This window comes from Adonisia turfae CCMR0081 (assembly GCF_011009555.1).
In the GTDB taxonomy this organism is placed as follows: domain Bacteria; phylum Cyanobacteriota; class Cyanobacteriia; order Phormidesmidales; family Phormidesmidaceae; genus Leptothoe; species Leptothoe turfae.
The window spans coordinates 4,378,412-4,389,912 of record NZ_QXHD01000004.1 but is presented as its reverse complement, the minus strand read 5'-3'; the positions used below and the strand labels follow the sequence as shown (position 1 = coordinate 4,389,912).

The 11,501-nt window shown below is 47.9% G+C and carries 7 protein-coding genes; 1 reads left to right on the top strand and 6 read right to left on the bottom strand.

All coding sequences use genetic code 11. The features are described from left to right. Positions 1 to 121 precede the first annotated feature (121 nt). The 5 genes from DXZ20_RS22895 to DXZ20_RS22875 form a co-directional block, all read right to left on the bottom strand. The gene (locus DXZ20_RS22895) at positions 122 to 940 is read right to left on the bottom strand and encodes a DUF928 domain-containing protein (RefSeq protein ID WP_163701007.1); all 819 of its coding nucleotides are present in this window, start codon (positions 938 to 940) and stop codon (positions 122 to 124) included. A gap of 23 nt (positions 941 to 963) precedes the next feature. Then, on the bottom strand, positions 964 to 2,865 hold the full coding sequence (locus DXZ20_RS22890) for a CHASE2 domain-containing protein (RefSeq protein ID WP_163701004.1): 1,902 nt from the start codon (positions 2,863 to 2,865) through the stop codon (positions 964 to 966). 12 nt (positions 2,866 to 2,877) lie between these two features. Continuing rightward, positions 2,878 to 3,540: a response regulator transcription factor gene (locus tag DXZ20_RS22885; protein WP_163701002.1), complete on the bottom strand. Its 663-nt coding sequence runs from the start codon at positions 3,538 to 3,540 to the stop codon at positions 2,878 to 2,880. Next, on the bottom strand, positions 3,515 to 4,195 hold the full coding sequence (locus DXZ20_RS22880) for a hypothetical protein (RefSeq protein WP_163700999.1): 681 nt from the start codon (positions 4,193 to 4,195) through the stop codon (positions 3,515 to 3,517). The genes DXZ20_RS22885 and DXZ20_RS22880 overlap by 26 nt, the downstream gene beginning before the upstream one ends. A 121-nt stretch (positions 4,196 to 4,316) precedes the next feature. After that, positions 4,317 to 6,035: a ShlB/FhaC/HecB family hemolysin secretion/activation protein gene (locus DXZ20_RS22875; RefSeq protein WP_250565886.1), complete on the bottom strand. Its 1,719-nt coding sequence runs from the start codon at positions 6,033 to 6,035 to the stop codon at positions 4,317 to 4,319. 218 nt (positions 6,036 to 6,253) lie between these two features. On the opposite strand from DXZ20_RS22875, the gene DXZ20_RS22870 reads away from it, so the two are divergent. Beyond that, positions 6,254 to 9,646 (top strand): two-partner secretion domain-containing protein, encoded by a 3,393-nt coding sequence (locus DXZ20_RS22870; protein ID WP_163700997.1) that lies wholly within the window; start codon positions 6,254 to 6,256, stop codon positions 9,644 to 9,646. Between the two features lie 101 nt (positions 9,647 to 9,747). On the opposite strand, the gene DXZ20_RS22865 is transcribed toward DXZ20_RS22870, so the two are convergent. Continuing rightward, positions 9,748 to 11,127 carry a M10 family metallopeptidase gene (locus tag DXZ20_RS22865; RefSeq protein WP_163700994.1) on the bottom strand — a complete coding sequence of 460 codons (1,380 nt, stop codon included), beginning with the start codon at positions 11,125 to 11,127 and terminating at the stop codon, positions 9,748 to 9,750. Between the last annotated feature and the right edge of the window lie 374 nt (positions 11,128 to 11,501).

Below are 11,501 nucleotides of genomic sequence, written 5' to 3'. Positions count from 1 at the left end.
TAGAGGGATAGAGATTTTGGAGTGGATGGGTAGGGGAGCAGGGGAGCAGGGGAGCAGGGGAGCAGGGGAGAGAGGGAGCAGGGGGGAATGGTGAATGGCTAAGGGTTTTCTGCCTCGGTCTTTATTCTGGACCTGCGATTTCTCGGAGTTGTTCGCTTAGGTCTGCTGCTTCATCTTTATCAGATTGTGCTTCGATATCGGCGAGGTCGAGGAGTAGGTCTTGACGGAATTTTTCAGTGGCTGGTGTATTAGCATCATAGGCCTCGGCCAGGGCGTCGTACCATAGACCTTCATTAGCATAGGCCTGAGCATTGGTTAGAGCATCATCTGTTGTCGCTACCTCGGCAGGTAGGGTAACAACATCTAGCTCAGCGGATGAATAATGGCCAGGATTTGTAAAGGCAGCATCACAGTAAAGCACGATCTGCCATATATAGGTTTCGCCTGCGGTCAAAGTGGCTTTATCAGTAGGAAGAGTGTAAGATTCATAGCCCTGCTGACTCGTATCAAACTGCTCAGTAAGTATCCGCTCTGGCGCATTGTCTGGGTTTAAGCGATAAAGCTGAAACTCTACGGGGTCATTGTCAGGGCTGAAGTTATACCAGACAAAAGTAGGGTTAATAGACGCGGTTTGACCAATAGCGTTGAGCCGGGGCGCGATCGCAACGATATCATCCCCACAGCCGCGCACACTGCCACCGGTATGATCCTCACTAGGGCGTCTTATATCATCGCGTGGTGTAAAGACTCGGGATGTGCCTGGAATAGTAGGACCATTGGGACGTCTAATACCGTCACTGCCAGGAGGCGTAAAAGCCCATAAACTGCCTGTACGATACGACTCCCCATAGTTCGCCAACCCAGCCGGAGAAAGCACTAGCACAAAAGCCATAGCGCCGCTACCGCTTAGAATACGACGAATCCAGGAAGTACTACTCATAACCAAATACAGATAACACAAAATTATTCTTTCACTAGATTATATCGACCAGCCCCGCTGATGGGCCATCGTAGTTCACAAAGGGTGCCTGTTTTACCAACTTCACGCCGGAATGTACCCCGTAGCCGTTTGGCCAGACGTTCCGCCTGTTGAGTCCCCCGACCTCGGCTGTCCTGAGCAAAAGTATCATTCTGGCCATTATCTTCAATGCGAATCACATTATCGTTGTCCTCAGTAATGCATAGCACCGTCAGTCGTTTGGGACTGATGGCATGTTTGCCCACATTACACAGTGCTTCTTCTAAAAATCGACAGAGGGCACGTTTATTATCGGATGATAGTCCTTTAATCGCTAGGGGTTGAAAGTCATTGATGTGAATCTTTAGAGAGGCAAAGCCGGGAAAGTCGCGTTCCAGGGTTGTGGTGTAAACGTTATGTAAGACTTCTTTGATGGGATCGCGTAGATCAATGATGCGCTTAGTCCCAAGCTGAAGCTGATGTTCTTCCGGTAGGGATTCCTGGAGCAGCCCAACATAGATGGCGCGAATCTCCTGATTGAGGGTTTCTAGTTTGTTGCTAATAGCGGGGGTGAGATCGTCTTTTTGTTGTAAAAGTGTCGCCAGAGTTTGCAAGGGGCCATTGTGGATGGCATCGTAGGTGCGCTCGATAATTTGTTGGCGTTCGTCGATGCGAGATCGTAACATTTGGTCATACAAATAAAAGCTGGGTAGCCCCAGTCCACTGATTGCTAGGGTCATAATTAATGTAGGTACAACCGGCACCCACCAGCTCCCTAGCCACAGCACCACTAGACCCACGCTGGCTATGCCTAAAACGGTGATACCGATAAATAGAATATAGCGAGCCGGATGGCGAACGATATATCCTAGCCAAAGGCCAAAACTACCCAACAGAATAATCAACAGATATTCCCAGCCGTCAGCCCAGATACGCACCATGGGCCGATTATCCAGGACAGTGCTGACCAATTGACTCGTGATGTGGGTGTGCATTTCCACCCCATTAATCAGCCCTGGATTGTTGGACTTGATCGCCGCTGAGTTAACCAGGTCCTTTACGCTGAGAGTGGTAATCCCGATGATAACAATACGGTCTTGAATCAGGTCTGAATTTACTCTCCCCTCTATCACATCGACCATAGATACGATATCAAAGGGAGCTCTGCCGCTGCGGGGATTTATCAGAAATTGCCAGCCTGCATTATCGAAACGAGCATAGCCTCCAGCGCGAGGTGACAAATTAAAGAATTCGGTATCACCAAAACGCATATTATTGTCATCGCGAATTCCGTTTTCTAGCTCCAGTCCTTCCGCTGCTAAATAGGTCTCTGCTAGTCGAAGACTTAGGGAAAATCGCAGCCGATCCGGGTCGGGTGTAGTGGCGGCTGGCCAACTACCCAGATACGCCCGCCGGACAAACCCATCTGGATCTAGCGGCAGGTCACCAAAGCCCACCTGTTCAGGCGGCAGGTCAGCCGGTGGAGAAACGGCAGGATCGCCAATGATTTTTTCCACACCAATAATATTGGGCTGGGTGGCTAAAATGTTGGCTAGTTTCTGATGTCCAGGTTCAACAGCCAGATCGCGATAAAGATCAATCCCGACCACCCGAGGATTATGCTTTAAAAGAGCTTCCAGCAGCTTGGCCATGTCCTCATCGGGAATCGGGTAGGTGCCCACTTGTTGAATATCGTCTTCATCAATGCCCACAATCAGCATCCGTTCATCCTTGGGTTCTGCGGGCCGCCACCGGAGAAACGTGTCTAGGGTGCGCAGTTCCATGGTTTGAAACAATCCTAGTGCGCGAGCCAGCATAACCAGGCCGATGACGGTGATGCCCGGTAGCAACCGTTGGCGACCGATTCGCTGACGCAGCTTAGAGAGAGAGTTGGGAAGTGGTACCATAGCACTCTAGGTCTAATCAATTAGCCCCTCTTCTCGGGCACGAATCTCGGTCTGGATGCGAATATTCTTGCCCGGTTCTGGATAGACGCCTAGAGCATCTTGCACTTTATTCCAGTAATGACGCACGGTGCGTTCTGAAACATTAATCTTCTCAGCAATAGCCTTATCCTGTAGTCCTTCACCAAAGGCTAGCTGCAACATTTTCATCCACTCGGGTTTAATTTCCAGACGGGTACGCATATCGCGTGGGGTATAAATTAATCCCTTAAGAGCCCATTCAACTTTCTCCAACATGTCCTTTAAAGGCAGATTTTTGTCGGCAATGGTAAAGCCGCCTTGATAGTCACTAATGGATGGTTTAAGGCGAACCAGTGCTTTGACATGGGCGCTCTGGACAACAATATTGAGATCTGTCTGGGTATCAAGCAACTGACGCAAGAGTTCAATGCCTACCTCAGTTTGTGACGGTTCCCTTGGAGCCGTTGGGATAGACAGGTCCATAACCAGTACATCAGGCAAGCCCCTTGCCAGGTCTTCGTTGACGGCTTTGGCGGTGGTTGCCGTGCGAATAGTGGCGTTGGGATAGGCTTTTTCTAAAGCGCTAACGGTACCACCCAGGACGGATTCATGGTCATCAACAACGAGTAGATTAATGCGTTCGGTGGATGCGGTCATGACTGTATTCGGAGGCAATGGACGATAGGGTCGATGGAGAATGCCAGCGTAGTTCCCAACGTATCAGCTGGGGCTGTACAGTCTGGTGATATTCACCTTGAGTTAAGAGTCGAAAGGTTTCTAGCAGGGGCAATATAGATTCTGTAACACGGGGGGATAGGTTATCGCCAGTGGCGTAGCAGATGAGTTCTTTGGCCGTAGTCTGCTGGGTTAGCTCCAGGCCCCAATGGTCAGGCGGTGGGTTGGTGGCGAGCTGACTAAAAAAGCTGTCTACGAAAGTGATCAAGAGCTGTACATGCTCAACGGGTTCAGGGGGCCAGGTACTGGGGAATTCCGTAGTCATGGATAGCTGCTGGTGCCAGGGCTGGATGGCGTGCTGTAGGGCCAGGGGTAGGGAGTCCCGGAAGGGAGAATTTAAGTCATGGCTGAGGTGCTCTAATTGATGGTAAAGACGCTCTAGATTGGCCAGATGATGATCGCATCCAAAGGCGGCATTGCCCTCAGTTTCGCAAGATACTTCTAGCTGACGTCGGATGGCAAAGAGTTCCTGTAGCAGACCATTGCGGATATGGTCTGCTACCCGATTAAGTTTCTGTGCCTGGTGCTGATGCCACCAGCGCAGTAGTTCTGGCGCATCTGGCCGATGAGTTTTCACTAAGTCCCTCCTGTTGTGAATATAGCTTAGGCGCAGATTGCCCAGACACTTTCACTGGTTTCGGACAAGGGGTTTATAGTTTTCTATAAAGTCAATTTATAGTTTTCTATAATAATTGCTCTTACTCAAACGGTTGTAAGTTTACTGAGAAATAAAAGCCATTTTCTTGGAGGGAGTTGCCCTCATCACCGGAAGAAATCACTGGAATGCCGTAGTCCAAGCGCACGTTAACGATATTGCTAGGCTGCCACCGTAGACCTAGGCCGGTACCTATGAGAAACCCAGGGTCAGGATCGGGGGTTTTGTTATTCCAGCCGCCGCCTGCATCAATAAAGGGGGTGAGCTGTAGGTTTGGGCCGATGGGAAAGCGAAATTCGGTGGAGGCTGTAATAGCGTTGTCGGTGACCAGTTGGTTTTGAGTGTAGCCCCGTACGGTGCCGATGCCACCAACGCTAAAGCGTTCTAGAGGCAGCAATGAGTCGGGAGTAAGCTGGGCATTGACGCGGGTGACCAGTAGCTGACCGGCAGAAAACTGTTCGACCCACTGGAACTGGCCTAGCCAGGAGAAGAATTGGCCATCGGTGCCGGTGTTGTTGTTGGTGGCGTCGAAAGTGTCTAAGCCGATGTTGAATTGTGATCGCACCGCCAGTACCGAGTTAATGTCTCGATTTACCCAGTCCTGGGCAAACCGGATGGCCCGCACTTTGGATACTCCATCTTCTGGACCAATGGAGAAGGAAAAGGGAATATCATCCAGAATAAAGCTGCGGCTTTCTCGAAAGTCAAAACCTAAACTCAGGGCAAATTCGTTACTGACTGACCGGGTAAGGGGCTGGCGATAGTTAAAGGAAAATGTCTTACTCTCACTGCGAATGCCCGCATCTCTGAGCTGATCCTCGACGATTTCACTTTCGGAGTTTTGGTACCGCAACTCCAGGCTGCCGTCCAGGCCATTGATGGGAACGGTGTAGCCTACATTGTAGCTGTCCAGACCGTCCGTGAGGCTGTAGCTGGCGCTGAGACTATCCCCAAACCCCAGCACGTTGCCATAGGACACATTGGCATTGCCCTGGAGCGAGCCGATACTGGGGGAGCGATAATTGTCGGTGCTCAGGTTGGCAAAGAATGGATCCGCTTCCGCCAGGTCCAGAATTAGGATATTCAGACCAGGGCCACTGCCTGCGGTCAGTTCTGCATCAACGCGTTGCAACAGCGGGTCAACTTGCAACAGCTGGAGGGCTTCTTCCAAACGCTGGACGTTGAGGGGAGCCTTGGTGGCTCGGGAAACGCGGCTGCGGATGTAGCCTTCGCGCAGGCGGCCCAGACCGTTGATTTGGACCTGTTCGATGGCCCCTTCCACGATTTGGATTTGAACGATGCCGTCTTCTAGTACCTGGTTGGAGGGGATAAAGGCTCCGGAGGAGATGTAGCCGTTATCGATATAGAGCTGGGTGATGGCGGTTCTGAGGGTGAGCAGGTCGGCAAAGGTGACCTCTTGTCCTTCCAGGGGTTCCACTAATGCTTGGATTTCTGCGTCGAGGATAGTGTTGCCCAGAACCTGGATTTCGTCAACTTGAAATGAGCTCGGGGGAGCATCACCGGATGGGGTGACTGGGGTGGGTTGCTCTAGGGTGGGGTGGTCTTCTGGCTGGGGGAATGTGTCGGGTAGGGGGTCTAGTTCCTGTTGTTGGGGAAAGTCGTTTTCAGGGTTGCTATTGTCTGGTATTGCGGGTTGGGCTTGGACGGCGGTAGCGATTAGGAGGGGGACGAGATTTACCAGGAGTAGATAAATGCTAACCATAGAGTTTCGTACTACGGATAGCTGAGCTTTTTCGGGCATATGGGGGCTACATGCACTATTTGAGGTTTAGTATCCCATATTTGGCAATACGGGTTTTTTGCTTAATTTTTTAGGGATTGGCGCATAGTTTTGTGGGTGCAGCCGTAAGGACGCGAGGATCTTAGTGGATAGGGAAATTGTGTGTGGATAGCTGCATGTTATGGGCGTTTGTGGTAGAAGGTTAACAGGATTTTTGGGTGCTTGAGGAGGTTCTTGGGATGGGCGTGAGGTCTCTGATTTGGGCGGTTGGGTTGAGTGTTGTGGGTGCTTGGGGGGTGGCGACGGAGACTTTTGCGCAGAATAGCCCCGTAGAAGATTCTACATTAGGCATCGAATCGTCAATCGTTAGTCCTAGTGACTTAGTAGATGCTAGAGATATTATTACTGGCGGTGCAATTCGTGGAAATAATCTGTTTCACAGTTTTAGTGAATTTAGCATTGGAGAAAACAGAAGTGTTTATTTCTCGAGCCCCACATCAGAAATTCAATCTATTTTTTCTCGAGTCACTGGTACTGAACGTTCAGAAATTCTTGGAACGCTTGGTACATTTGGTAGCTCTGCACCAGATCTATGGTTAATCAATCCTAACGGTATTATTTTTGGTGAGAATGCGATACTCGACGTTGGTGCCTCTTTTGTTGCGACAACAGCCGACAGTCTTCGATTTGGAGCGGAGGAGTTTGAGGAGTTTAGTGCAGTTAACCCTGAAAGTCCTGCTTCAACGTTGACGATTGCTCCATCTGCATATCTTTTTACTCAAGGAGTTCCTGCGGCTATTGAAAGCCAATCGGTTGTCGATGGTTTCCTCGGAGATGGTTTTCCAGGTTTGAGAGTACGATCTGGAGAAAATCTGACGTTTCTAGGAGGAGATATTGTTATTGATGGAGGTAATATCACTAATCGTGCTGGCCTTCACGCTTTTGGTGGTCGTATTCAATTAGGAGCCCTGGGAGTTCCTGGCGAGATTCTTACGGATTCAGAAGGAAATATCGTATTTGCAGAAGGTACTACTAGAGGTGATGTTGAGTTGAAAAATCGAGCTCGAATTGAGGTGAGTCTTGATGGCGGCGGAGATGTCAATATTTTTGGGCGTGATATTACTATTTCAGGTAACAGTCGTGTAGATGCTGGTATCAGTGAGGGCTTGGGAACTAATAATAGTCAAGCTGGTGATGTAGCGCTCGATGCTACGCAAATATTGAGAGTATTCGGCCAGAGTGAGATCGATAATGGTGTTGATGAAAACGCTATTGGTAATGGTGGAACTATTAAAATTACCAGTAACATACTAGAAGTTAGGGATGGTGGAAGATTGTCATCTAGTATCTCGGACTCAAGTGCTGGTGATGCAGGTGATATCGAAATTAACGTTGTGGGTCAAGTTACATTCAATGATGGAAATATCTTTAGTAATGCAAATTCTGAGACTCGCGGTAATAGAAACAGTGTCACGATCAACGTAGGTTCTTTGCGAGCTCTAAATAATTCTGAGTTCCAGGCACTGACACGGGGAGGATCGGATGCAGGTAATATCGTGATCACTGCTCGCGATAAAGTTCAGTTTGACAACAGTAATATCTTTACATCGGCTCAACCTGGAGCAACAGGTGCTGGTGGTGATATACAAATCAGGGCAAACTCGTTAGAACTAGTTAATACGTCGCAGCTATCTTCTAGTACATCTGGTAGTAGTAATGCAGGCAATGTGACTCTAGATGTTCGTGACTTTACTGTTTTTGATAACAGTAGAATTTTCACATCAGTTCAATCTGGAGCAACAGGCGCTGGTGGTAACATACAGGTCACCGCAGGTTCTTCAGACTTTTTAAATAGTTCATCGCTGGTTGCCAGTACGTCTGGCGGTGGTAATGCTGGCAATGTGACTTTAGATATTCGTGACTTTACTGTTTTTGATAACAGTAATATTTTTGGTGACGTAAAATCTGGAGCAACAGGAACTGGAGGAAACGTTCAAATCATTACTAACTCTTTGACACTTAAGAATAATGCCTTACTAAGTACTGATACTGAAGGAGATACTTTAAGAAGTGACGCTGGTGATATTGAAATTATTGCTGGCTCCATAACTATGATGGGTGACTCTCGTCTCCTGACAGGCACTTTAGGTGAGGGAGACGCTGGCAATGTGACTTTAGATATCCGTGACTCTGCTGTTTTTAATAACAGTAATATTTTTACCAGTGTAAGACCTAGAGCAACAGGAGCTGGAGGGAATGTGAAAATTACTGCAGGTTCTTCAGAACTGTTAAACAGTTCCTCATTAGTTGCTAGCACGTCGGGTATTGGTAATGCTGGCAATGTGACTTTAGATATCCGTGACTCTGCTGTTTTTAACAACAGTCGTATTTTTAGTAACGTTTTAGCTGAAGCACAGGGATCTGGAGGTGATATACAGATCACCGCAGGCTCTTCGGAGTTGATAAATGGTTCTTCGTTAGAGGCTAGTACGTCTGGTAGTGGTTCCGCTGGTGATGTTGTACTCAAGGCACCGGAAGGTCGCGTTCTTCTTGCCAGTGAAAATTCTGATAATGGAGCCTATAGTACGATATTTACAAATAGTAGATTTTCTTCTGTAGGTAGCGGTGGTAACATCTCTTTAGAGGCTTCGAGTCTAGTAATAAAAGGGAGAGCTGGATTAGTTGCTAGTAGTGGTAATGATCAGCAAGGGGGTAATATCAATCTTTCCTTAGGAAAACTAGAGATGTTAGATGGTGGTCAAATCATAACTAGCAGTGATGATTCAGGACCAGCGGGTACTATTTTTCTTGACGCTACTGAAGGGATACGTCTTGCCGGTCGTGATCTCACTCGAGAAAACGAGAATACTTTGTTCACTCCTGAGAGTACCCTATCTGTAGTTTCTAGAAAAGAAGGTATAGCTGGAAATGTTGTTATTGGTCGTTTACGTGATACTTCCAACATAGTTTTAGAAGATGGCGGGCGAATAACGGCTGAATCAGCTACCGTTGATGGGGGGAGTATTTTTATTACTCTCAATGAATTCCTTTTACTTCGTAATGGCAGTCTAATATCTGCAACGGCAGGAAATGAGCAGTCTGGAGGTGACGGAGGAAACATTCGCCTTGATATACCATTTATCGTTGCTATACCTGATGAGAACGGCGACATTACCGCTAATGCGTTCACAGGAAGCGGCGGGAATGTTGATATTACTTCACGTGGTTTGTTCGGTATTGAAGCACGACCAGCAGTGACTCCCTTGAGCGATATTACTGCGAGTTCTGAAAGAGGGGTTAGTGGTGTGGTTTCTATCGATGCTCCAGATACAGGTGCTATCGAAAACAGCCTCAATGACTTACCCGATAGCATCATCTCCCCCGACCAAATCCTCATCGCCAGCTGTATCTCCCGCACCAACCAGAACCAAGGCACCTTTAACATTACCGGTAGCGGTGGCCTACCCTCCAGCCCCAACAGCGACATCCTCTCCACCTACCCCACCAGCCAAATCCAATCTCCAGCCGCCACCCAATGGCAACTCGGCGATCCCATCAACGAAGCCACTGGTATCTATGAACTCGCCGACGGACGCCTCTCCCTCTCCCAAGACTGCAATAATCGCCCCTAGTATTTTCCCCAGCCTACTGGACTCAAACTATTTCCATATTCCAAATGCCCCGCTTGCATCAAACAAGGCATTCAAGAAGTTACGAGAGATAGAGGATGACACTACACCATCACCGCATTTGAATTAAGGTTCAAGCTAGTCGTGTCTTGTGCTATTGCAATCAAATCATTCTGATGATAGATCAGTGTATCCCGTGCCGATCCACCGGCCACGTTGCTGTACCCAAGTGAATATTCACTCACATCGCCATGTAGCGTTAGTGAATCCCCTGCGAACCGATTGAAATCAGTGATCAGAGCATATCCGTTACCAGAGTAGAATGCCTCATACTTATCACCCAGCACAAATCTGTCCGCACCTCCGCCCCCAGTCAGGACGTCCAATTCACCCTTGCCAGCGTTGAAATTATTCTGATTTACGCCAGTGAGAACATCATTACCAGTTCCACCATATAAACGGTCGTTGCCAGTCCCACCGTGCAAATGATCATTACCCGCATTACCGTATAAGTGGTTATTGACCTGATTACCAATGATCACATCGTTGCCAGTACCTCCGATGGCATTTTCAATCGTCGTGTTAAATGCAATGGCAAGATTATCCTTAGCATTAGCTCGACCATGCAGTGAACCAACAGAACTAAATGCACCTGCATTTAAGTTAAGCGTTGTCGAACGAACTTGCTGAGATGCATCAAATGTATCAATCCCCCCCGCATCCCAAATAGTTTCGATAAAAGTCTCATTGCGCTTCCATGTGTATCTCGTATTGCCAGCACGAGTGCGCATATTAGCCCCATATACACTCTGCAAAGCCGCAATGTCATACAGCATCAGCGTTCGTGGAAATACTCCTGGCATATTAGGATGAGCGTTATAAGACATCACAGTATATTTATGACTATCTTCCCCTGCTGCTATGACTGCCCCATCTAATCCTTTATGCCGGGCTGCATCTCTAGCTGTATATCTGTTATCGGGATTACGAGCTATTGTGACATCATTAAAGCCACCAACAGCATGTCCTAGCTCATGTTGTATTATGTGATAACCGAAAGAGCCTTTACTGAAATCAGAATAGTCGCGATCTATTGCAATAGATGCCTGTCGAGACAGACCTGGGATGCTACCAAGTCCTGCAGCTCCTTCATTAGATTCCATCCGGCCATTTCCATTAAAATCGTAGAAAAGCTGAGCATATCCAACCTCAATAGTGCCTCCTGTGGCAACTTCTCGAATGTTGATATTGGCAATCTCTTCATAGTGATCAATGGCTGCTCTTACCTGTTGCTTTTGCGCAAAAGTGAAACTCCCAAAATCACGATACTGTGGATGATTTCGTAGGTAGCTTGGTTGTCCATTTATGAAACTAAACGTGATGCCAGCTGCGTCTCCTATATCCCAGCGATTACCAACAGATCCACCGTTGTTCCAGTGAAGTCCATTTTTGTTCAGCAGGGCCTTAATGGAGTTAGTAGCCATTTGTGTTGTTCCTCAGTTTGGTAGTGCTTACAGACCTAACCTTTTTCATTAATTTGAGGGGTTGGCCTGTTCTTGATTGGCTTGCTTTGAGACCCGCTTGGGTTCTCTCTGTGCAAGTTGTCTAAACTGTAGGACCTTTGACTAGCCTAGGCATGGAGGTTTTGCGACAAGGACGAAGAGGCTTTGTACCATGTCAACTTCAATCTTTGGTTGTTGATTTTCAAAAAACTGGTTAGTGGGTTTTCTTGTGGCCGGTTAAATCAACTCCTGGTCACAGGAACCCAAATTTCAGCTGACTGGATACCGTGATTGCACTTTTCGGCAATGCCCCACCGTTAAAACTCAAAAGAATTATGAGGTCATCCCTGTCAATC

Excerpts from the sequence above, each read along its gene's own strand:
- DXZ20_RS22870 (WP_163700997.1), top strand. The coding sequence starts at position 6,254 with ATGGGCGTGAGGTCTCTGATTTGGGCGGTTGGGTTGAGTGTTGTGGGT.
- DXZ20_RS22875 (WP_250565886.1), bottom strand. The coding sequence starts at position 6,035 with ATGCCCGAAAAAGCTCAGCTATCCGTAGTACGAAACTCTATGGTTAGC.
- DXZ20_RS22895 (WP_163701007.1), bottom strand. The coding sequence starts at position 940 with ATGAGTAGTACTTCCTGGATTCGTCGTATTCTAAGCGGTAGCGGCGCT.
- DXZ20_RS22885 (WP_163701002.1), bottom strand. The coding sequence starts at position 3,540 with ATGACCGCATCCACCGAACGCATTAATCTACTCGTTGTTGATGACCAT.
- DXZ20_RS22890 (WP_163701004.1), bottom strand. The coding sequence starts at position 2,865 with ATGGTACCACTTCCCAACTCTCTCTCTAAGCTGCGTCAGCGAATCGGT.
- DXZ20_RS22865 (WP_163700994.1), bottom strand. The coding sequence starts at position 11,127 with ATGGCTACTAACTCCATTAAGGCCCTGCTGAACAAAAATGGACTTCAC.